Here is a 21,350-nt window from a genome sequence, read left to right as displayed (position 1 = left end):
AACTCGGAAAATGCAGTAGCGAAAAAACATTTTCCCCCATGAACGTACAGAAAAACTTACACAACTCTCTGACCTATGATCTAGTACAATAAACCATAGCCCTATAACCCTTACATTTCTGCGGTTTATCGACGATGAAACTGACTATTGAACGTTTAACAAACCTTACTCATCAGGACCTTATCGATTTAGCTAAAATTTGGCCTGAGCAGCAACAAACCTATTGGCTGCAATGGATTAATGACGGCAAGCCGCTCTTCGCTGCGCGATTTAATGAGCGTCTATTAGGTGCAGTGAAAGTGATTGTCGATGGCCAACAGGCCGAGCTTGAGGATTTGTGTGTCAGGGAAGTGACGCGTCGGCGCGGCGTGGGGCTTTATCTCATTGAAGAAACATTGCGTCAGCTAGCGGAAGTGAAACACTGGCAATTGAAGGACGATCAGGTGGCATGCGCAAACCGTAAAGCTGTGGATGGCTTTATGCATGCCTGCGGTTTTAGCCGTGGCACGCAGAACTGGCAGCGGTAGCGGATTAAACAGCCCGCTCATAATTATTTACCATATATGATGGGCGGGTAAAAATTGCAGCAGCCACGCTATCCGGCGAGGATCCACTACCCACTGTTTCATTTTGCCCAGCGAAACTTGCCATATTTTCAGCTAATAACTCCGTTGCAGTGCCGTGATGGAGGGTAATGCAATCAAAACCTCCGCTAAGATCCAATAAACTTTCAGCAAAATTGAAGTCAGCAGGAACATAATAATCATTACCCTCCCCCATTTTTGCCCTACCAATAAATTCCACCTGCAACCCTGGCATGTGATTTTTAAACCAATCAGAGATTGCGTCGTTGAGAGGTTCGATGCTAGACGCATTGGTAATATAGAACATCGAATTATCTTTTTGGCTGGTCCCCATGACACCATTCATATAATTCACATGACGTTTTAAGATATAATGATCTTCCGTATCAACCGCCCCCAACTGTATTTCTCCCACAGAGAAAACACCCGGTGTTTTTATAGGTTGTAGACCAGAGTCTCGTAATTGTTTCTCAATAAGATTGCTAATAGGAAGACGTTGTTGGTGTAGCTGCTGCAACTCAAGCATCGTTTGTTGTAAATCAATTTTATTTTGCTCAGTCAATTTACTATTTGGATCGTCCAGCACCTTTTGTACTAAATTTTTCGCCTCCTGATAATCATGAACCATAACACGCCCATCAGACAATGGACGCATATACATATCAATATGAAACTCCTGTTGACTCACTATAACCAAATCTTCACGAGCCACACCCAGTTCATCAGCAATAATATCTTTAGAGATTTCATTCATTGCGAGAAAACGAATAGCCTGCTGTTCAACTTGCTTATCGCTTAGGGATGAACGAATAAAACCTGCATTCTTAAGCATGATCATCATGCGATTTTTAGCAGAGATATCCGGCTGCCAATGTTGTAATTTTTGTTTGATTAACTTATGACTATATCGTGGTGACCGTTGCATCATCGCACTCAGCTCAGAGTAATCTCTTTTATACATACGCAACAATTTCTCATCATAATTATCAGGTATGTTATCGCCTTTATATGCTACACGATGACGATGATTTGCGGCAGCTATCTGTTCTATCGATAAATTCATCTCATTACCAATATCTGGAATATCAGTTAATGCATCTCGCATATTTGCTAATTCAAGTTTAGCGCGTACAGTCTTGGCTAATAATAAACGGGAAGGATAATCAAGGTGCTCTGGTAATAATCCTGAAGCTTCCAGTAACATTAAATCAATTTGAGGGTCGAATCCCCGCCGAAAGATACTCGATTCTTCACTTGCCAGGCTTAAAGTGAATTCACCGTTATTTTGCATTGCTTCAACTTCGGCCGCCACTCGCTCTGAATCAAGGTAGTTATGCCTTAGCGTAGTCTGTATTACCGCATCACGGCCAACCAATGCATAAATTTTACCATTGGCCCGCCGGCCCGTGAGCATATTCCCCCCGTCAATGACAGATAAAGTTTTAACCATATCCAAGTTGTACTTTTTGACTAACATTTTCGCTGCTGTCCAGCGCTCAAAAGATTGCCCTTGAGAAGGACAATCTTCTAACTCCAAACTATGGTGCCCTTCCTCCTCAGCCCCAGGGATGCTCATGTCCAAGCTGCTGACAAACTCCTCATACGCAGTGCCCTCCCCATCCCCCATAGGGCTACTCGGCTGAAATACCTGTTTGCCGTCAGCCGATAACCACATATTGTCTTCAGTCCAAAAAGTCATATCTGACTCTTTTCGGATATTAAAGTTATAGCGTTGCCCTAATACATCCAGTTCTTTAGATAAACCATAGCCAGATGTTTCCCCAGAGTGATAAAGATGGGTAATAGGGTTTGTCACATCATCCAGCGACAAAGAGAAAACCAAGTTACTGGCTTTGGACATAGGCAGCGGGATCGCTGACGACAAAAGATCAACTGATGAGGATTGGCTGCCAACTAAATTTCGGGTCAGATCATCAATAACATATTTTTTATTATCTAAAAGAAGGTACTCAACTTTATTTTCACCAACATCACTAAAATGATGCTTAACTGTCACAAGGTTATATCGTGAACTTTCTTTCCCATTCACTCTGGTCCAAAATATTAAATCATTCCCTGACCTTTGTAGTCTTAGTTTTTTAGTTTGTATATTAATGAATTGGATATGGCCATAATGACCGCCATTATCGTCAATAATACCGTGGCCATCAGTTACTCCATAATGGCGATACTCCATATTATCAATACCAGAAACTATTGAATCATCCCCTCTAAGCCGTTCAACAGATGTATCTTCACCACCAATAGGCATGGCATTATTTTTATTAGTGCTACGTGCAGCATTTGACATATTATTATCCTGAAAAAAACTCCAATATTAAATTTTCATTTACATCATTTAAGTTATAAATATAGACTGTTAATAATTAAAAATACCATTATACAATGGCACAATAAAATTATTAGTGATTAATTAACTTATAATGTTTTATGTGATTTAATATGGCACATTAAATCAATGGATAATTAACAATATAAAAACAGTACCAGCCTACTTGTTTTATTATTTATCGTATTTAGTACTTTGCCGCATTTGGTTTTTTTTAGAAAATTATTATTACGGAGTTAACGCCATAGATAATCCGACTGACTGTCGGAATCGAGTGTGTGGAAGGTTTTTAAGCCATTATTTAGCTCATATAGTTAAAAATCAGAATCTGCTAAAATGCACAAAGAAAAAGGGCGATATTAATTATTAATATCGCCCTTCATGTTACGTCATATGCCCTTTTGATTACACACCGCAGTATATTGTTAACTGCAATGTCAATTGTGTAAGGGATATATCAGGCTTCAATAGCCATTCGTAATTTTTTCATCGCGTTTTTTTCAAGCTGACGAACCCGTTCAGCAGATACGCCGTACTGATCAGCCAGTTCCTGCAATGTAGACTTGTTGTCATCATCCAGCCAACGAGCGCGAATAATATGCTGGCTCCGCTCGTCCAAGCCTTCCAATGCATAAGATAATTTGTCTGCCGCGTGATTGTCCCAATTATCCTCCTCGATGCCATCTGCAAAGTCTGAGGTTTTATCCTGCAAATACAGGACGGGCGCCATAGATTGGCCATCACGTGCTTCATCATCTGGAGATGGGTCGAAAGTCATATCCTGTGCGGACATGCGTGATTCCATCTCACGAACATCTTTACTGGTCACACCCAGTTCTTTGGCAACCAGCTCGACTTCATCTTGGTTAAACCAACCCAAACGCTGCTTAGTTTTACGCAGATTAAAGAATAACTTACGCTGAGCTTTAGTGGTCGCAACTTTAACAATCCGCCAATTACGCAGAACATATTCATGAATTTCTGCTTTGATCCAGTGTACTGCGAAAGACACCAGACGCACCCCAACTTCAGGGTTAAAACGGCGAACCGCTTTCATCAAGCCAATATTACCTTCCTGAATAAGGTCAGCCTGTGGCAAACCATACCCAGAATAGTTACGGGCAACATGAGCAACAAAGCGCAGGTGAGACAGGATTAGCTGTTTAGCCGCCCCCAGATCGCCCTGGTAATGCAGCCGTTCAGCCAGTTCCCGCTCTTCCTCTGCAGTTAGCATTGGATAGGCATTGGCAGCCCGAATATAGGCTTCCAAACTACCTTGGGGTACTAAGGCTAAAGTTTGCATTTCTTTGGTCATTCGAAACCCTCTCATTGCATGCATGTTTAGTGCAGATTTCTCTCAACGCCAATATTTTAGCACCTGCTTAAGCAGATTCAAGCGTTGGACACCTTATCATTTCACTGTGTTCTTCGACCGGCCATTGCCATAAAAGTTCAGCCTGGATCACAGTTTCAGCTATTGATCTTAGCAGATAACTCGCTGTGCGTATCAGGGAAAACTTAAGGTATGAATGGGTAAACAACGCCCCTTTCCCTGCCTTTATCGAAGTACTGCAGGGAAAGAGTATAACAAACATTTTTTACTGCGGTGTAAATCGGCGTAAATGTTGAACCGTCGCCAGCCAGGCGGCGATCCAGCCAATCATCGCCGAGATCAACACCAACAACAGGCATTCATCCCAGCTTAACCCATGTAGCGCAAAGCTGGTGCCGAACACCGTGCCCACCTGTGTCACAACCGAACCGAGCTTCCATACCAGCGCTTCGGAGAGAATTAGTGATAACACCGCACCGCCGAAACCTAGCATCGCGCCACCGTTCAAGAACGGCCGCAGAATAAACCCATCGGTTGCCCCAATCAGTTTCATAACATTGATAGTATCGCGGCGGCTAAAGATACTCAGACGCACACTGTTACCAATGACCAGGAATACAGCTACCACCATCAACACGCCAATCATGGCCGCAACTTGCCCGACCAAGCCGGTTAATGCCGCCAAACGAGCAAACCAGCTATCATCCATACGAACTTCGGCTACCCCTTCGACCTTACTCACCCGCTCGCGCAGGGTATCGAGCGTCCCGGAACTTTGAAAATCTAGCTTAGGCGTGATAATGGCAACTGCGGGCAGCGGGTTTTCTTCCAGCATATCCAGCGCACCGCCAAAACCAGACCAGTTGCGGAACTCACCCATCGCTTCTTCCCGCGATAGATAGTTAACTTTCTCAACACCGGCTTCCGCTTTCAGTGTGGTCACGACATTTTCAGCCGCGTTATCATCTAACGCTTTATCCAGATAGACCGTCAATTGCGGCGTTGGATACCATTGATCCGCCGCCTGACTGACGTTCTTCCACACGATATAACACACACTTGGCAGGGTCAGTGAGATGGCAATCACCATCACTGTTAACAACGTTGCCAACGGTTGGCGCATCATATCGGCAACAGCATTAACCCACGAATAACGCCACTGTTCGCGCCAACCGCCTTTCAGCGCCTTGGTTTTTGCTTTCTGCGCACTATTATTCGCCATGATGCGCTCCTGACATACGCCCCTGACTTAATGTCAGAATCGGGTAGCGCCGCCGAGCAATCAACGACGTGTCGTGGGTTGCCATTAACACGGTAACGCCCACACGGTTAAACTCTTCAAACAAACGCAAAATGCCTTCAGATAATGCATCATCCAGGTTACCGGTCGGCTCATCTGCCAGTAATACCGCGGGCTTGTTCACTACCGCCCTGGCTATACCAACACGCTGTTGTTCACCACCGGAGAGCTGAATAGGGAAGTTTTTCGCCTTATCCAATAACCCCACTTTATCCAGTGCCGCAGACACTCTGCGGCGAATATCTTCGGTGCTGGCACCTGCAATAATCAATGGCATGGCAACATTGTCATAGACCGTTCTGTCCAACAGCAGGTGGTGATCTTGAAAGATCATCCCGATCTGACGACGCAAGAATGGCACTTCGCGATTTTTCAGGCGGCTGATGTCATGACCACCAAACCAGATATGGCCAGCACTGGGGCGCTCGATACCACAAATCAGTTTCAGCAGAGTACTTTTCCCTGCACCGGAATGACCTGTCAAGAACGCCATTTCCGCTGGACGCAGATGAAAATCTACCCCTTGCAGTGCCTGTCGTCCTCCCAGATAAGCTTTACTGACCTGTTCAAAGCGAATCATCCGTATTAATCCTCTCGGGCAAAAAGAGCCTCAATAAAATCGTCAGCCTTAAATGGCCGTAAATCCTCTATACCTTCCCCAACGCCGATATAACGGATTGGGATACCGAACTGATCTGCGATGGCAAATATTACCCCACCCTTGGCGGTACCATCGAGCTTAGTCAGGGTAATTCCGGTCAAACCCACTGCTTCATTAAACAGTTTCGCCTGACTCACCGCATTTTGTCCGGTACTGGCATCCAACGTCAGCATAACCTCATGGGGGGCATCGCCGTCCAGCTTTTTCATCACGCGGACAATCTTCTTCAGCTCTTCCATCAAGTGGGCTTTATTTTGCAAACGCCCGGCGGTATCAGCCAACAGCACATCAATGCCTCGCGCTTTAGCCGCCTGAATAGCATCGAAAATGACTGATGCTGAATCTGCGCCGGTATGTTGTGCAACTACAGCAATCTTGTTGCGATCACCCCAAACTTGTAGCTGTTCTACCGCCGCTGCGCGGAAAGTGTCACCCGCAGCCAACATGACAGATTTCCCTTCGGCCTGGAATTGGCGCGCCAACTTACCGATGGTAGTAGTTTTACCCACCCCATTGACGCCAACCATTAAAATAACAAATGGATTCTTACCACTGACATCTAATGGTTTGTCTACTTTAGACAGAATTTCAGACATTTCCTCTTTGAGCTTGCCATACAGAGCTTCAGCATCTTTTAGTTGCTTACGGCTAGCATGCTCTGTCAGAGAGGTAATAATTTTGCGGGTTGTTTCGACGCCAACGTCGGCGATCAGGAGTTGTTCTTCCAGTTCTTCAAACAGATCGTCGTCGATTTTCTTACCGCTGAACAACCCCATAAAACCGGAGCCAAGATTCTGCTTGGTTTTGATTAAGCTGCGTTTTAAACGGGCAAAGAAACCTTCTTTGGTTGGCCGTTCTTGTTCTTGAGCAGCTGCTACGATTGTTTCTTCGGTTTCAATGTCTTGTTCGGTTTCAATGCTTTCTTCGGCTACGATTTCGTCTTCAAGGCTAGCAAACACCTCAATGACCTCGACCGGAGGTTCATCAACAATAGCTTGTGGCTCTGGAATATCGATAACAACATGACTTTCCGTCAGCGGCAATTCTGGCGCACTAACAGTACCTTCATCCCATGAGTCAACGTTGGCTTTATCACTGTGACTCTGTGAGAAATGATGCTGTAAATATTGAGGATCTTCAGCAAAATCTATATTTTCTTCAACTAGTTGCGCAGTTGGTTCTACTGCGACCTCTGGCGAAATTTCAGCCGCAGCTTCGCTAATTGCAGCGCTATCCAATTCACCTGGGGCGACCTGCTCGAGCTCTGCCGCCGCGTCAGCGGTATTTTCTGAAGCTATTTCAGCCTGTTTTTCGCTGATAGCCTGCTCTTCGATAACCAGCTCAGCTGCATCTTCTTTCTCAGTAGCCAATGGCTCTGCTGTGTGTTCTTCATTCTGACGGCCTAAGCCCAGCCAGGAAAAAAATCCACGTTTTTTTTCTTTTGCCATTTTTGGACTCTAATTACTTTGGGTTTGCATAAATAAGATAATAGTTCGCAAGTCTATCACTTTCCCCTGAACAGCAACACGCGCACGATGCTGCTTTCTATTGTGAATTCAATCAACAAAGGTTTAACGTTTCCCCCACACTGCACACATAGGTAGAATAGTGACTAACTTTTTTATTCAGTGCTGTAATACTGGCCAACTTTCAAGCAAAGCGATCTATGGCAAAGCGACCGATAGCAAAAGCAAAACAAGCTCCACAGCAGTCCGCAGGACAAATCCGCATCATTGGCGGTAAATGGCGAGGGCGCAAATTACCTGTCCCCGTTAGCCCTGGGCTGCGCCCTACCACTGATCGAGTCAGAGAAACATTGTTCAACTGGCTTGCGCCCATGATTCAAGGCGCCCGATGTTTGGATTGCTTTGCAGGCAGCGGCGCCTTAGGACTGGAGGCACTATCCCGTTATGCAGGTGTTGCTATACTGCTAGAAGCTGACCGACATGTCGCTAAACAGCTGAGCAACAACCTGACATTATTGAGTGCCGCCAATGGACAAGTGGTCAATACCAATTCTTTGCAATGGTTAGCCCAGCCGGGCCAGCCTTTCGATTTGGTATTCCTTGACCCTCCTTTTCGTAAAGGTTTACTGGCTGAAACCATCAATTTATTGGAACAATTCAACTGGCTGACGGCTGATGCCTGGATTTATGTTGAAGCAGAAGCAGAAAGTGCCGCCACTGATGTCCCGGCCAATTGGCAGTTACATCGAGAGAAAATTGCCGGACAGGTTGCTTATCGCCTCTATATTCGTAGCGAAGAAACTCTCAAAAACACGGTATCAGCTGAAGAACAGGAGCAACACCATGTGGATTAATATCGGCCGGTTATTGATGTTAGGAGTATGGTTTTTCTTATTGTTGAATCTGTTCCAGCCGTTTCCTAAGCCTTTGAAATACTTTATTGATGTCGCAATGATCTTCATGGTCTTGATGCATGGTTTGCAACTGATATTACTTAAATCTACGCAGCCGAAAGATCAGCCAATCAGTGGATGGCAACAATTCAAAATTTTTGTGTTCGGGGTTTTCGAATTGTTGGCTTGGCAAAAAAAACAGCCGCTATTGCCTAAAAAATAATACTCACTGTCGCTAGATATATTTTTGTTATGGCGACAGGTTATTTATTGACCGAGTGAATTTGGGGTAAAGCCAATATAGCGCGTCCCCTGTAAACGTAGAGTGCCTTTCGCACCTTGATCTATACGATTATATTCTGCCTGTGGCAGTATCATTTTGATGTCGCTGCCCTTAGTTACCTCTAGGGTACTCAGCAGTGGCCGGAAATAAACTTCATAGCGTTTATCTTCAGCAACAATCTCTTCACGTTGACGCGAACGGCGGTTTGGCGCTAATACTTCACGTTTATCAATAACTTCAACTTGTAAGCTGCGCACCGGTGAGCGGTCATTTTCCGCATCTTGCCGTTTTTTCTGCCAATATTGGCGAGTTGCCAGCACAACAATCAATACCACCACAGCAATAAATAATAACGGAAGTTTATTCATAATAATCTTGCTCGCTAAAGCTCACTTGGCGAGAGGGATTTAAGGTTTATTACCTGGTAGATAAGGGAAGCTCATCACGTTGCTGCCCAACTCAGAGATCCGAGCACTGCCCTTTTCAGTTACCGCATCAATGCGAATGACTGAATGAAGGGGGATATAGCTGCGGTTAACGCCGGAAAATTCTGTCTTCAATTTTTCTGTTGAGGGGTCAACCAGTAAGGTCGATTGACTATCAAAGACAAAATCTGCAATTTCAATAAACCCAAATAAGGTACTTGGGCCGACTTCTCTGACATAAAGCTGATAATTCTTACCATTATTTATAAACTGAATGCGATAAAGCAATTGTTCATTGACCATGTGCTATTGCCTCTATCCCTTGATTTAGCGAACGGAAATCGGCGTTAACATAACATGTGAACCAGACAAGGCCAAGACTTCAGCAGTTTGCCCCCACAGCTAAATCTGATTATGCGCACTGCTACGCATTAAGTGGCACAAATCATGCAAATCACTGTAGTGCTGCTATCACTCTTGGCTTCCATCCCTTACACTTAATTGATGTATTCTCAGAGTCATTGGCGTTGCGGATTATCATTACAACACAGGTACTTTCACTGAAACCTGTATAGAAAAAAGGATAAATAATGAGCTGGCCATTCCTTGCCGTATTCTTTTCTGGTTGGTTGTTTGTCGATGCAACTTACCGAGGCCCACGCTGGCAACGTTGGGTATTCAAACCCGTCACTCTGTTACTGTTGCTGTTACTCGCATGGCAAGCGCCTATTCTAGGCCCTGCGGGCTATCTGATTGTTTTGGGCTTGCTGGCAACTCTGGTTGCGGATGCTCTCTTGCTGCTACCCAGTGAGCGCTTACTTTATGCTCTGGGTGCATTCTTCCTCTCCCATTTACTGTATACCATTAGTTTTGCCAGCCAGATGACATTCACCCTGTTCTGGCCGCTTCCCTTAGTTCTCATCATCGTGGGCGCATTGTTGTTAGCCACGATTTGGACTCGGCTAGATGAAATGCGCTGGCCGGTGGTTGCTTTCGTCGGAATGACATTACTCATGGTATGGATGGCTGGCGAACAGTATTTTGCTCGTAGCACCGACATGAGTTTCTCATTGCTGACAGGAACCGTGTTATTGCTGCTATCCCATGTCGTCTGGCTCCTAAATCGCTATCGTTTTTCTTTCCGAGCCTCTGACGCCATTGTTGCAGGATGCTATTTTGTTGGGCACTTCCTAATTGTCAGGTCGCTGTATTTGTAATTACCCATTACCGCGCAACATTATTTTGTGAATGTATTTTTCGGCAACATATTGTTTTGCAAAGAACGCCGACCAGCAGGTTCCAAGGATGGAGCCTGAGTACTCAGCACAGAATGCGTGATCTTCAGATATGCCCTCTTATTCTCAGCTCTGTTTAGTAATTATTCTCATTTACCCTCTTGACTCTGGAGTTGACTCTAAGGTGTAGAGTGCAGTTATACCGGCTAAATCCTGTATACCTTTTACATTCTGTCCAGGAGGCACCATGCATTCACATTCCGAACATCAACATTCAACAGATACACAGAGCCAATGCGGCTGTGGTCATAGTCATGCCAAAAAACAAACCGGTTGCAGTAGCCAACAAGCAACCAATTCCAGCAATAACAGCACAAATTCAGTGAGTGAGCATTCACATCAAGAAGGTGGTTGCTGTAGCCAGAGTCATGCCGATGAAGGTGACGAGGAAAGCGACAGACTTACTCTCGTGACGCCTTCTGATAGCCAGCGATTTAGTTGGCAAGTTAACGGAATGGATTGCCCAAGTTGTGCCCGTAAAATTGAAAATGCAGTCAGCAGTCTGAGCGGCGTTGAAAATGTAAAAGTCCTGTTTGCTACAGAAAAACTGGTGGTCGATGCCCGTTTAGATATTCGCTCCCAAGTGCAGCAGGCCGTCATACAGGCTGGATTCAGTCTGGTCGATACTCAGTCGACCATGGCGAGCAAAAACACTGCGCCAGAATCTCGTGTTCGTGAATATTTACCAATCATATTATTAACCACACTGATGCTCATCAGTTGGGGAATCTCATTATTCAGCATTCAGCTGAGTGAATTCGCATTTGCCGCAACCACCATTGTCGGGCTGATCCCCGTTGCGACCAAAGCCTGGAAACTCATCCGTTCCGGCACCCCCTTTGCAATCGAAACCTTGATGAGCGTCGCGGCTATCGGCGCGATGTTTATTGGCGCGACGGCTGAAGCCGCAATGGTATTACTGCTGTTTATGATCGGCGAATTGCTGGAATCTTATGCGGCAAACCGCGCGCGCCGTGGCGTGACCGCGCTAATGGCGCTGGTACCTGAAGAGGCATTGCTGCTCAAGAACGGTGAACGCCAGCAGGTGCCCGTTGCCAGTTTACGCCCCGGCGATATCATTGAAATCTCACCGGGGGGCCGTCTGCCCGCTGATGCGGAATTAATGACTCCATTTGCCAGTTTTGATGAAAGTGCTCTCACCGGCGAGTCTGTTCCTGTTGAACGCGTGCAAGGTGAGAAAGTCGCGGCAGGGAGTTTATCGGTCGATCGCGCTACCGAAATGCGAGTTATCTCTGAACCCGGTAATAATGCCATTGACCGCATTCTACAACTCATTGAATTAGCAGAAGAACGTCGGGCGCCTATTGAGCGTTTCATTGACCGTTTTAGTCGCATTTACACTCCCGCCATTATGCTTCTCTCAGCACTGGTGATGCTGGTTCCGCCTTTAGCTTTTGCCGAGCCTTGGGAAACCTGGATTTACCGCGGCCTGACATTGCTGCTGATTGGCTGCCCATGTGCCCTGGTCATTTCCACTCCGGCGGCCATTACCTCGGCACTGGCTGCGGCAACACGGCGCGGGGCATTAATTAAAGGGGGCGCGGCGCTTGAGCAATTGGGTCGCATTCAAACTGTTGCTTTCGATAAAACCGGTACTCTGACGGAGGGGAAACCGCAAGTCACTGATATTCTGCCAGTATCCGGTGTGAGTGAAACTAGCCTGTTGGCGCTTGCGGCAGCGGTAGAGGCAGGGTCGCACCATCCGCTGGCAATCGCCATCATGCAACGTGCGCAACAAAATACCCCCCTGTTGCCACTCGCCGAGGAACGGCGTGCGTTGGCGGGTATCGGTGTTGAGGGCACGGTTAACGGGATAGTGGTTCGTGTCAGTGCTCCCAGTAAGATATCACCGGAATTATTGAGTGCTGAGTGGCAAGCACTGCTTGATGAACTAGAAAATAGCGGTAAAACGGCGGTCGCCGTGTTGGAAAATGAGAAATTCATTGGTTTAGTGGCACTGCGCGACACTTTACGCACTGATGCTAAACAGGCCATTGATTCACTGAAAAAGTTAGGTATTCAAGGAGTAATGCTAACGGGTGATAACCCTCGCGCGGCGGCGGCTATTGCCAGTGAGCTGGGGATTGATTACCGCGCTGGATTGCTGCCTGCCGATAAAGTGCAGGCAGTTATGGCGCTAAATGCGACACACCCGACGGTGATGGTGGGTGACGGTATTAATGATGCTCCGGCAATGAAAGCAGCCAGTATTGGCATCGCGATGGGCAGTGGCACTGATGTCGCATTGGAGACCGCCGATGCCGCACTGACCCATAACCGACTAACTGGGTTGGCAGAAATCATCCTGTTATCACGAGCGGCCAACGCTAATATTCGCCAGAACATTACTATCGCATTAGGGTTAAAAGGTATTTTTCTGGTGACCACTTTATTGGGCTTAACCGGCTTGTGGCTGGCAGTATTAGCCGATTCCGGCGCAACTGCCTTAGTGACAGCAAACGCGTTGAGGTTATTGCGCAAACGAGATATTTGAAGCAACTATCAGTTTTGAAACAAATGTCAGTTTTGAAACAAATATCAGTTTTTGAACACTGGGGTAAAAGCCCACGTCATTCCGCTTTTGCCCCTTTCTTGACCAAATAGCGATAAGGTGTCTGTTGGGTATCTTGTGCCAGTAACTGGTGATCCATAAAGCGGCAAAAACCGGGGATATCACGGGTCGTGGCCGGATCATCAGCAATAATCAGCAGAGTTTGGCCGTCCTCCATATGCCGGACGGTTTTACGCACCATCATCACCGGCTCTGGGCAGCGTAATCCTAGTGCATCAAGTGTTTTGTCCGGATCGGCAAAAATATCGGTCATTGCAGTTCTCTTGTGTGTCAATAAGCAGGTTACTAATAATATAAAGTGTAAGCGAACTTACAAAGCGGGCGAACTTATAAAGCCTAATAGTTTACTCCGCCGGTTGTTGGGTGCAAGGGCGCAATAACTTTCATAGAAAGGCCCGCGATTGCGCTAAAACTAAGCATTGCATTCGTTGCGCAAACGCGTATTATGCGGCGCGTCGCAGAAATTGCGGCACATTATGTTTGGGTTCCCTCACCCCAATAACCAAAAAGGTCACATTTATGTTTTCGTTTACTGCCCAACAGCGGATGACCGCTTTGGTATGGCTGGCGCTATTCCATATAGTCATCATTACCTCCAGTAACTATCTGGTGCAATTACCGATCGCTATCTTCGGTTTTCACACCACTTGGGGAGCTTTTACCTTTCCATTTATCTTCTTAGCCACTGATCTGACTGTACGGATTTTTGGTGCTCCTTTGGCGCGCCGGATTATTTTGTCTGTCATGCTGCCAGCCTTACTTATCTCTTATCTGATTTCCGCCCTGTTTTATCAGGGAAGCTGGCAAGGGTTCCCGGCATTAACCAGTTTTAATCTGGTAGTCGCCCGTATCGCGGTGGCGAGCTTTATGGCATATGTGCTGGGTCAAATTCTTGATGTTCAAGTCTTTAACCGCCTTCGCCAGCGCAGCGCATGGTGGGTTGCCCCCACTGCTGCCATGTTCTTTGGCAATATCAGCGATACCATGGCCTTCTTCTTTATTGCGTTCTACCGCAGTTCCGATCCTTTTATGGCGGCAAATTGGGTGGAAATCGCCTTGGTGGATTATAGCTTCAAGCTACTGATCTGCATGTTGTTTTTCTTGCCTGCCTATGGCGTAATGCTCAATGTGTTACTGAAGTATTTTGCCCGGCAGACTGAACAGCAAACGCTAACTCGGGTCAGCCCCGCTGAACAATAGATTTCTAACCCATGGATTTCTAACCCATAGATTCATGAATAATAGATTGCTTAATAATAGATTGCTTTTAGCGTCTGAATAAGGTGCGATAAGGTCGCATACCCAAAGTGGTTGGCGTTGCTGTTCCCTCTGCCATCTCAAATCAGAGGGGATATTAATCATCGATAAGGGATTACCATGCATAAAATAACCAAGTTTCTTGCTGTTGGCCTGCTGGTCGTGGGATTAAGTGCTTGCGATGGCGGCAGCGATAACAATGTGGGCCAGCCCGTCAGCTTGTTAGATGGCAAAGTGGCGTTTGTTTTGCCGGCAGATTTGTCTGACCAAAGCGGAAAAATGGGCAACCAAACCAATAACATGCACGTTTATGCCAACAAAACTGGCGATAAAGCGGTTATCGTGATTTTAGGTGATAATACCAATGAAGCTTTGGATGTTCTGACTGAGCGTCTGGCTGAACAGCAACGCGCTCGTGATGCCAACCTACAGGTTGTGACGAACAAAGCCATTAAGGTAGACGGGCATCCTTTCCAGCAATTGGACAGCATTATTACTAGTGGTGGGCAAAAAGCCTATTCGTCCGTATTGATGGGTAAAGTCGATAACCGATTGATGACATTACAAATTACCTTACCGGCCGACAATCAGCAGCAAGCACAGACTGAAGCTGAATCCATTATCAGCACCTTAAAGTTGAGCCCATTATCACTGCCATAAATCTGGGATAATCTTCCCAATATAGCGCGGATAAAGCCAAATGAAGGGGAAACGCGCCGTTGGGGTCGTAACGGCGTAAGCCGTCGGAGTGCCCCGAGGTGCGGTCAACCCTTCACTCAGTAAGCGATAAGCCACTTTGTCATCAGCCTAAGAGCGCGGGTAAACCCGCGCTCTGTCTTTGACTATCACGCCAGTGCTCGTGCAAGTAAGGTAATAGGGTGTTCGCATTTCTTGCTGGTCGACATCTCAATCTGCCATTTGCAGGTTTCGCAGTCGGTAATCACTAAATCAACACCACTGTCTTCAATCTGTTGGAATAATGATGCCCCGATCCCTTGGGATGTCGCGTAGTTCTCTGATTTAAAACCATATGTCCCAGCAATCCCGCAACATTGAGAATCTAACACCACCAGCTCAATACCTGGGATGCGTTGAAGTAGCGCCAAGGTATAAGCCGTCCAGCCCATTTTCTCCATATGACAGGGGGTGTGATAAGCAATGCGCAGCGGTTTGTTTTGGGCCGAACTCTTTTCCTCTGAATACAGCGGCTTGAGCGGCAATTCCCGCCCTTTTTCTAATAAACGGTAGAGATAGCGAGTCGCCAGTTCCACTCTGTCGCGCACCGGCGCGGTATCGACATCCAGTAAATGCGGATACTCATCGCGCAGGGTAAAAGTACAGCTTGAGGAGGTGGCGACCACCGGAATATCTCGAGTAATTACCGCGTCAGTGAGGGATTCCAAATTCACCCGCGCCTGTTTTTTCGCCTGTTCAATAAACCCATTCGCAATCAGCGGCACACCACAGCATTTTTCGCGTTTAAGCAATTGAACACCAATGTTCATCGCATTGAATACACTGACTAAATCCTTGCCCAACTGCGGATGGTTATAGTTGACAAAACAGCCGTGGAAGAATGCTACCTGTTCCGTATATTGCTGCTGTTTCTCAGCTTGTTTGCGATACCAGCGGCGGAAAGTGCCAAACGAATATTTTGGCAACTCGCGCCGGTGGTCAATTTTCAGCGCTTTATCCAGTAAAACCCGCACCGGTTTTAACCCCGTGACCGCATTGATGACTGGAGCAAATGGCGTCGAGAGAGTGCCCATGAAATCGGTGTGACTGAGGATAGCATCACGCAGTTTGGGTTTATTGCTGCTGTAACTGGCTTTAGCGCGCTGGATGATGTCACCGATTTTGACATCTGACGGGCAAGCCACTTCACAGCGCTTACAGTTAGTGCAGTATTTCAATGCATCGTCATACAGCGCCGGATCTTTCAAACGCAGGCGCTCACCATCGGGGCCAGCCTGTTTTGGCCCCGGATAAAGCGGGTTAACTTTCGCTACCGGGCAATATGTGGTGCAAACCGTACATTTGATACAACTTTCAAAGCTGTTATCCCGTGCCAAATGTTGATGCTGAGAGAGAGGCTCATCCTGAGCGCTTTTGTGCTGCGGTAACGCTGTCATAATGTCACCCCCATAGCGCTGACAATCTGCTCTGCCACGAACAATGCACTGGTCAATGAAACCCCTGCACCACACCCCTGTTGCAGCGGGTCATAGCCGCCGAGAACAGCGCCAATAACATGCAAGTTATCCAGTGCGACACCGCCACGCAGCGCCCGTAACCGGTTATCGGTGTTCACGCCAAATTGCAAATAAGGTTGCGGCGCAAACATATTGCTGTGGCTCCAATCTGCGCGGTTTGGCAGTGATAAAATATCCAAATCCAGTATGGGTTCATAGATATGCTCAAAAGTCGCCACCAGCCCATTACTGAAGAAACTGCCACTCGCCAGCACCATCTGAGCCGCCCGCAACGGAATATCGCCATGATTGCGGCTATACAGCCCGGTAATTCGGTTTCCGACCAGTTCGGCGCGCAATACCGCATCACCCGGCATAACAATGCCGCCTAATTGCTGAAAACGACGACGCAGCGCTTGATGTAAGCGCATGCCGAGCAATGACGGCGGCAATGTTGGCAACAATTGAATCGGTTTGCCCACCGCCGCGCGCAGCGCCTCTAAGGGTGCTGATTCATCCAGCCCAATGCAGGCTGGCAGTAAAATCATTTCCGCTGTTGATGACAATCGCGCCAGTTCATCGGCCAGCGGTTGCCGGTTTTCGGGCAAATCCAGCACCCGCGCAATATTCACCGCACGAAATTCACTGGGATTATCGCGTAAACGGTCGAGCGCCGGTAAATGCAGATAATCTGCTGTGGCTTCAACGCCCTGCTCCTGCAAAGCACTGGCCACCATCTGTGGCTGAAAATCGAGGAATCCTTCAATGCCAATCACCGCCACTTTTTGCCAGGGTAGCGGGCCTTTTAATGGCGCGACGGGAATATCCGACGAACTCAACCACGTGGGGCGGCAGCTGCCCAGCGGGGTCAGGCGCAAGTGATTTTCAGCCGCGCTGCCGACCAGATTCAGCCCGCAGCGGCTTAACAGGGATTCAGCTTGATACGCGAGCTCGCCCACCGACCCTGTTTGCCCCATTTTGCTATAAGGATGCTCAGGCGTTAGCTCCGCTAAGGTTTCAAGCGCAGAGAGTGGCTGGCTGACCGCCTGCCCATTGGGCAATTTCGCCAACAGATCCAAAGAACCGGAGGAAAAATGCAGTGCATTTTGACCGGCGCTGACAATCGCGCAATATTTGCCTTGCTCGGCGAGGCGGATACCGCAAGCCAGCCCAGCTAACCCGCCGCCGATGATAATCACATCAAATTTCATCGCGTTTCTCCTGCTCATTGGCCGCACTCGGGCTATCATCCAGACCACATAGCCCTTGATAAACCCAATGGGTAAACTCACTTTCCCGCAAAGCGTCACCCCAAGCTATTGGGCGCACCCCTTTCCAACGCTCATTCAAAAACTGGCCAAGTTGTTCACGGGATTGTTGCGGTGTGGTCACTTTAAAACGGCTGAGTAAGCCCGCCGCCCGGCAAGCGCAAAGCTCTCCCTGGCACGTCCCCATGCCAACGCGAGTGCGGCGGCGTAAATCCAATAGGTTATTAACTGACAAAGATTCAATGGCATAGCGCACTTCACCGGCGGTGACCGCCTCGCATTCACACACTAAACTGTTGTCCAGACGGTTTCCGGCTAATAACTGGGTCGCGCGGTCGCCATGACGATAAACGGCTGAGCCGCGAATACTGGCGGGCAAAGAAATCACTTTGCTGAGCGTTTGTTCTGCTGATTGCTGTGAACCGGGAAGTGGCTCTTGGGCCGTGGTGCAAGCCGCTGTTACACCGAGCTTTTCACAGACTTTATCTGTTGCCCACTCCGCCATCAGCCGGTAAGTCATCAACTTGCCGCCAGTGATGGTGATAAAGCCCTCCAACCCATCACGGCTGGCGTGGTCGAGCAAGACGATGCCACGGCTGACATTACGCCCTGAAGGATCATCATCACTAGCGACCAGCGGCCTGACTCCGGCATAAGCGCGTAAAATGCGCGTTTGCGCCAATTGCGGTGATAATTTTGAGCCTTCGCGAATTAAGGTATCCACCTCTTGTGCCGTTACTATCATATTGTCTATCTGATCATATTCAATATGGGTGGAGGTGGTGCCAATCAGTGAAATAGTATCGCCTGGCACCAAAATGTCGGCATCAGCCGGTTTACGGCAGCGGTTGATCACCATGTTGTTGATCCGATGACCGAGGATCAACAGCGCGCCTTTGGCAGGAAACATGCGGATACGAAGATCAGCATATTCAGCAATGTGCTGACCCCAGATCCCCGCGGCATTGACCACGATTTGCGCATGGATATCATATTGACGCTGATTTTTACTGTCGAAAACGCGCACGCCGCTCACCCGGTCACCCTGACGTAATAATCCGATAACTTGATGATAAGTGAGTACATTGGCCCCGTGCTCACGGGCATCCAACATATTGGCGGCGGTGAGGCGGAAGGGGTCAACAGTGCCATCGGGCACGCGGACGGCAGCAATTAGCGCGGGGTTAGCAGCAGGTTCGAGCCGCAATGCTTGTTTTGGATCAATGGCTTCGGCGTCGATCCCCGCCTCCTGACAGCGCGCAATAAATTGCGCCTGATATTCCAAGGAGTCTTCCGGCAAGGTGATAAACAAACCATCTGTTTGCTCAATACAATGGCGGGCAATGCGTTTGAGAATCCGGTTTTCTTCAATACATTCACGCGCGGATTCGCCGTCAGTCACAGCATAACGCGCACCACTGTGTAATAAGCCATGGTTACGGCCTGTCGCGCCGGTGGCAATGTCATGCCGCTCGAGCAGAGTACAGGCCAAACCCCGCCGAGCACAGTCTCGAGCTATTCCAGCACCCGTCGCGCCACCACCAATGATGATGACATCCGTTTCTGTGTAAGGAGAACTGTTCGTCATGAAAGACCCCATATTATCAGACAGCCGCCTGACGGCTAATTATGAGTCTATTGAGCCACAGTCTTTATGGATATTGTTTGATAAGGAACAAAAACGAACCAAAAACGAAAACAATATGGCGCATAAAAACCATGATTGTGATCAAAGTCACAGGTAATTTGTCATTAGCGGTTTCAAAATGTTAACCAATCGCTCAAAATTGCCGCCGCTTTCATATAACTGTAACAAATGCGCCATCACTCACAGATAAGTTTCGCAATCCTATCTAGTATGACGCTCGTTATAGAATATAAACGACAATTGCTTCGCCGTTTAACCATCGGCAGCGCTTAACCACCGGGTAGATACCAGGCTATACCGGAGTCAAAAAATTACAAAAAAGCCATCGGAGGCACTCATGTTGAGTATTTTTAAGCCCGCGCCACATGTGGCAAGGCTTCCCACAGACCAGGTTGACCCCACTTACCGCCGCTTACGCTGGCAAATCTTCATGGGCATCTTTTTCGGTTACGCGGCCTACTATTTGGTGCGTAAAAACTTTACTCTGGCCATGCCGTATTTGATCGAACAAGGTTTCTCTCGTGGGGATCTGGGCTTCGCACTATCCGGTATTTCTATTGCTTATGGCTTCTCAAAATTCATCATGGGTTCGGTGTCTGACCGTTCGAATCCACGCGTATTCCTCTCTGCCGGTTTGATTCTCTCCGCAGCCGTGATGCTGTTTATGGGGTTCGTCCCTTGGGCAACATCCAGTATCGCCGTGATGTTTGTGCTGCTGTTCTTATGCGGCTGGTTCCAGGGAATGGGTTGGCCGCCATGTGGCCGTACCATGGTGCACTGGTGGTCGAAGAAAGAACGCGGCAGTATCGTTTCTGTCTGGAACTGCGCCCATAACGTCGGTGGTGGCTTGCCGCCATTGCTGTTCTTGCTGGGTATGGCATGGTTTAACGACTGGAAAGCTGCGCTCTATATGCCCGCTTTCGGTGCCATATTGGTGGCATTGATTGTCTTCGGCCTAATGCGTGATACGCCTCAATCTGTGGGCTTGCCACCGATTGAAGAGTACAAAAACGACTATCCGGATGACTACAGCAAAGAAGCGGAAGAAGAGCTGACCGCGAAACAAATCTTTATGCAATACATCTTGCCCAACAAATTGTTGTGGTATATCGCGATTGCTAACGTGTTTGTTTATTTGCTGCGTTACGGCATCCTCGACTGGTCACCAACCTACCTGAAAGAAGTCAAACACTTCGCACTGGATAAATCCTCATGGGCTTATTTCCTGTATGAATACGCTGGTATTCCAGGGACGCTGTTGTGTGGTTGGATGTCCGACAAAGTATTTAAAGGTAACCGTGGTGCCACCGGCGTGTTCTTTATGACGTTGGTGACTATCGCGACCATTATTTACTGGCTGAACCCGGTCGGTAACCCAGGTATCGATATGGCCTGTATGATCACTATCGGCTTCCTGATTTACGGCCCGGTGATGTTAATTGGCTTACATGCCCTTGAATTAGCGCCGAAAAAAGCAGCGGGTACTGCCGCAGGCTTTACCGGTTTATTCGGTTATCTGGGTGGCTCGGTTGCGGCCAGCGCCATTGTTGGTTACACCGTTGACTACTTCGGTTGGGACGGCGGCTTTATGGTCATGATTGGCGGCAGCATTATCGCTGTTCTGTTATTGATCGTCGTCATGTTCAGTGAGAAAAAACATCACGCTGAGCTAGCCAGACAGGCCGAGCTGGATAAAAAATAATATCCAAATGATCAAGTAGCTTACAGGCTGTGCCGTTATCTATATGGATGAATAGCGACACAGCCTTTTTCATACCCTGAAATTGATAAAAGGAATAATA

Annotated in this window: 19 protein-coding genes; 8 read left to right on the top strand and 11 right to left on the bottom strand. The window is 47.6% G+C overall.

The window, feature by feature from the left end; all coding sequences use genetic code 11:
- The first annotated feature begins 134 nt into the window (after positions 1 to 134).
- Positions 135 to 527: an aspartate 1-decarboxylase autocleavage activator PanM gene (panM, locus tag DXZ79_RS01245; protein ID WP_050292293.1), complete on the top strand. Its 393-nt coding sequence runs from the start codon at positions 135 to 137 to the stop codon at positions 525 to 527.
- 4 nt (positions 528 to 531) lie between these two features.
- Here the strand turns inward: panM and DXZ79_RS20860 are convergent, their stop codons facing one another.
- The 5 genes from DXZ79_RS20860 to ftsY all read right to left on the bottom strand — a co-directional run bounded on the left by DXZ79_RS20860 (position 532) and on the right by ftsY (position 7,676).
- Positions 532 to 2,895 (bottom strand): hypothetical protein, encoded by a 2,364-nt coding sequence (locus DXZ79_RS20860; protein WP_230852365.1) that lies wholly within the window; start codon positions 2,893 to 2,895, stop codon positions 532 to 534.
- Positions 2,896 to 3,391: 496 nt separating this feature from the next.
- The gene (gene rpoH / locus DXZ79_RS01230) at positions 3,392 to 4,249 is read right to left on the bottom strand and encodes an RNA polymerase sigma factor RpoH (protein ID WP_004391342.1); all 858 of its coding nucleotides are present in this window, start codon (positions 4,247 to 4,249) and stop codon (positions 3,392 to 3,394) included.
- Positions 4,250 to 4,532: 283 nt separating this feature from the next.
- On the bottom strand, positions 4,533 to 5,489 hold the full coding sequence (gene ftsX, locus DXZ79_RS01225; RefSeq protein WP_050292295.1) for a permease-like cell division protein FtsX: 957 nt from the start codon (positions 5,487 to 5,489) through the stop codon (positions 4,533 to 4,535).
- Positions 5,479 to 6,147 (bottom strand): cell division ATP-binding protein FtsE, encoded by a 669-nt coding sequence (gene ftsE, locus DXZ79_RS01220; RefSeq protein ID WP_004391337.1) that lies wholly within the window; start codon positions 6,145 to 6,147, stop codon positions 5,479 to 5,481. Before ftsE ends, ftsX begins: the two co-directional genes overlap by 11 nt.
- A 5-nt stretch (positions 6,148 to 6,152) precedes the next feature.
- The gene (gene ftsY, locus DXZ79_RS01215; protein ID WP_050292296.1) at positions 6,153 to 7,676 is read right to left on the bottom strand and encodes a signal recognition particle-docking protein FtsY; all 1,524 of its coding nucleotides are present in this window, start codon (positions 7,674 to 7,676) and stop codon (positions 6,153 to 6,155) included.
- A gap of 218 nt (positions 7,677 to 7,894) precedes the next feature.
- Here ftsY and rsmD point away from each other — a divergent pair, with 218 nt between their 5' ends.
- Positions 7,895 to 8,548: a 16S rRNA (guanine(966)-N(2))-methyltransferase gene (gene rsmD / locus DXZ79_RS01210; protein ID WP_038638274.1), complete on the top strand. Its 654-nt coding sequence runs from the start codon at positions 7,895 to 7,897 to the stop codon at positions 8,546 to 8,548.
- Complete coding sequence (locus DXZ79_RS01205) at positions 8,538 to 8,810, top strand: DUF1145 family protein (RefSeq protein WP_038638271.1); 273 nt, start codon at positions 8,538 to 8,540, stop codon at positions 8,808 to 8,810. Before rsmD ends, DXZ79_RS01205 begins: the two co-directional genes overlap by 11 nt.
- A gap of 44 nt (positions 8,811 to 8,854) precedes the next feature.
- On the opposite strand, the gene DXZ79_RS01200 is transcribed toward DXZ79_RS01205, so the two are convergent.
- Both DXZ79_RS01200 and DXZ79_RS01195 read right to left on the bottom strand, forming a co-directional pair.
- Positions 8,855 to 9,238 (bottom strand): DUF2500 domain-containing protein, encoded by a 384-nt coding sequence (locus DXZ79_RS01200; protein WP_038638269.1) that lies wholly within the window; start codon positions 9,236 to 9,238, stop codon positions 8,855 to 8,857.
- Between the two features lie 39 nt (positions 9,239 to 9,277).
- Positions 9,278 to 9,598 (bottom strand): DUF1820 family protein, encoded by a 321-nt coding sequence (locus DXZ79_RS01195; protein ID WP_038638266.1) that lies wholly within the window; start codon positions 9,596 to 9,598, stop codon positions 9,278 to 9,280.
- Between the two features lie 287 nt (positions 9,599 to 9,885).
- On the opposite strand from DXZ79_RS01195, the gene DXZ79_RS01190 reads away from it, so the two are divergent.
- Together DXZ79_RS01190 and DXZ79_RS01185 are read left to right on the top strand one after the other, a co-directional pair.
- Entirely contained in the window at positions 9,886 to 10,512 is a 627-nt protein-coding gene (locus DXZ79_RS01190) for a lysoplasmalogenase (protein ID WP_038638262.1), read from the top strand.
- 265 nt (positions 10,513 to 10,777) lie between these two features.
- Positions 10,778 to 13,105: a zinc/cadmium/mercury/lead-transporting ATPase gene (locus DXZ79_RS01185; protein WP_038638259.1), complete on the top strand. Its 2,328-nt coding sequence runs from the start codon at positions 10,778 to 10,780 to the stop codon at positions 13,103 to 13,105.
- A gap of 76 nt (positions 13,106 to 13,181) precedes the next feature.
- On the opposite strand, the gene tusA is transcribed toward DXZ79_RS01185, so the two are convergent.
- Positions 13,182 to 13,436, bottom strand: coding sequence for a sulfurtransferase TusA (tusA, locus tag DXZ79_RS01180; protein ID WP_038638256.1), 255 nt, complete (start codon positions 13,434 to 13,436; stop codon positions 13,182 to 13,184).
- Positions 13,437 to 13,702: 266 nt separating this feature from the next.
- Between tusA and DXZ79_RS01175 the strand changes: the two genes are divergently transcribed.
- Both DXZ79_RS01175 and DXZ79_RS01170 read left to right on the top strand, forming a co-directional pair.
- Positions 13,703 to 14,383 (top strand): 7-cyano-7-deazaguanine/7-aminomethyl-7-deazaguanine transporter, encoded by a 681-nt coding sequence (locus tag DXZ79_RS01175; protein WP_038638253.1) that lies wholly within the window; start codon positions 13,703 to 13,705, stop codon positions 14,381 to 14,383.
- Positions 14,384 to 14,560: 177 nt separating this feature from the next.
- Positions 14,561 to 15,100, top strand: a complete 540-nt coding sequence (locus DXZ79_RS01170) for a DcrB family lipoprotein (RefSeq protein WP_038638245.1) — start codon at positions 14,561 to 14,563, stop codon at positions 15,098 to 15,100.
- A 185-nt stretch (positions 15,101 to 15,285) separates the two neighbouring features.
- On the opposite strand, the gene glpC is transcribed toward DXZ79_RS01170, so the two are convergent.
- From glpC to glpA, 3 genes are read right to left on the bottom strand one after another with little or no spacing between them, the layout of a single operon-like run.
- Entirely contained in the window at positions 15,286 to 16,572 is a 1,287-nt protein-coding gene (gene glpC, locus DXZ79_RS01165) for an anaerobic glycerol-3-phosphate dehydrogenase subunit GlpC (protein WP_038638243.1), read from the bottom strand.
- Positions 16,569 to 17,843 (bottom strand): glycerol-3-phosphate dehydrogenase subunit GlpB, encoded by a 1,275-nt coding sequence (glpB, locus tag DXZ79_RS01160; protein ID WP_038638241.1) that lies wholly within the window; start codon positions 17,841 to 17,843, stop codon positions 16,569 to 16,571. The genes glpC and glpB overlap by 4 nt, the downstream gene beginning before the upstream one ends.
- The gene (gene glpA / locus DXZ79_RS01155; protein WP_038638239.1) at positions 17,833 to 19,488 is read right to left on the bottom strand and encodes an anaerobic glycerol-3-phosphate dehydrogenase subunit A; all 1,656 of its coding nucleotides are present in this window, start codon (positions 19,486 to 19,488) and stop codon (positions 17,833 to 17,835) included. The genes glpB and glpA overlap by 11 nt, the downstream gene beginning before the upstream one ends.
- 397 nt (positions 19,489 to 19,885) lie before the next feature.
- On the opposite strand from glpA, the gene glpT reads away from it, so the two are divergent.
- Complete coding sequence (glpT, locus tag DXZ79_RS01150; RefSeq protein ID WP_038638237.1) at positions 19,886 to 21,250, top strand: glycerol-3-phosphate transporter; 1,365 nt, start codon at positions 19,886 to 19,888, stop codon at positions 21,248 to 21,250.
- Positions 21,251 to 21,350: the final 100 nt, after the last annotated feature.

It is taken from the genome of Yersinia rochesterensis, from assembly GCF_003600645.1.
GTDB classification, from domain to species: Bacteria; Pseudomonadota; Gammaproteobacteria; order Enterobacterales; family Enterobacteriaceae; genus Yersinia; species Yersinia rochesterensis.
This window is presented reverse-complemented; position numbering and strand designations above follow the sequence as displayed.

Excerpts from the sequence above, each read along its gene's own strand:
- glpB (WP_038638241.1), bottom strand. The coding sequence starts at position 17,843 with ATGAAATTTGATGTGATTATCATCGGCGGCGGGTTAGCTGGGCTGGCT.
- DXZ79_RS01195 (WP_038638266.1), bottom strand. The coding sequence starts at position 9,598 with ATGGTCAATGAACAATTGCTTTATCGCATTCAGTTTATAAATAATGGT.
- tusA (WP_038638256.1), bottom strand. The coding sequence starts at position 13,436 with ATGACCGATATTTTTGCCGATCCGGACAAAACACTTGATGCACTAGGA.
- DXZ79_RS01205 (WP_038638271.1), top strand. The coding sequence starts at position 8,538 with ATGTGGATTAATATCGGCCGGTTATTGATGTTAGGAGTATGGTTTTTC.
- glpA (WP_038638239.1), bottom strand. The coding sequence starts at position 19,488 with ATGACGAACAGTTCTCCTTACACAGAAACGGATGTCATCATCATTGGT.
- rpoH (WP_004391342.1), bottom strand. The coding sequence starts at position 4,249 with ATGACCAAAGAAATGCAAACTTTAGCCTTAGTACCCCAAGGTAGTTTG.
- glpT (WP_038638237.1), top strand. The coding sequence starts at position 19,886 with ATGTTGAGTATTTTTAAGCCCGCGCCACATGTGGCAAGGCTTCCCACA.
- rsmD (WP_038638274.1), top strand. The coding sequence starts at position 7,895 with ATGGCAAAGCGACCGATAGCAAAAGCAAAACAAGCTCCACAGCAGTCC.
- DXZ79_RS01170 (WP_038638245.1), top strand. The coding sequence starts at position 14,561 with ATGCATAAAATAACCAAGTTTCTTGCTGTTGGCCTGCTGGTCGTGGGA.
- DXZ79_RS01175 (WP_038638253.1), top strand. The coding sequence starts at position 13,703 with ATGTTTTCGTTTACTGCCCAACAGCGGATGACCGCTTTGGTATGGCTG.
- DXZ79_RS01200 (WP_038638269.1), bottom strand. The coding sequence starts at position 9,238 with ATGAATAAACTTCCGTTATTATTTATTGCTGTGGTGGTATTGATTGTT.
- glpC (WP_038638243.1), bottom strand. The coding sequence starts at position 16,572 with ATGACAGCGTTACCGCAGCACAAAAGCGCTCAGGATGAGCCTCTCTCT.
- ftsY (WP_050292296.1), bottom strand. The coding sequence starts at position 7,676 with ATGGCAAAAGAAAAAAAACGTGGATTTTTTTCCTGGCTGGGCTTAGGC.
- DXZ79_RS01190 (WP_038638262.1), top strand. The coding sequence starts at position 9,886 with ATGAGCTGGCCATTCCTTGCCGTATTCTTTTCTGGTTGGTTGTTTGTC.
- ftsE (WP_004391337.1), bottom strand. The coding sequence starts at position 6,147 with ATGATTCGCTTTGAACAGGTCAGTAAAGCTTATCTGGGAGGACGACAG.
- panM (WP_050292293.1), top strand. The coding sequence starts at position 135 with ATGAAACTGACTATTGAACGTTTAACAAACCTTACTCATCAGGACCTT.
- ftsX (WP_050292295.1), bottom strand. The coding sequence starts at position 5,489 with ATGGCGAATAATAGTGCGCAGAAAGCAAAAACCAAGGCGCTGAAAGGC.
- DXZ79_RS01185 (WP_038638259.1), top strand. The coding sequence starts at position 10,778 with ATGCATTCACATTCCGAACATCAACATTCAACAGATACACAGAGCCAA.
- DXZ79_RS20860 (WP_230852365.1), bottom strand. The coding sequence starts at position 2,895 with ATGTCAAATGCTGCACGTAGCACTAATAAAAATAATGCCATGCCTATT.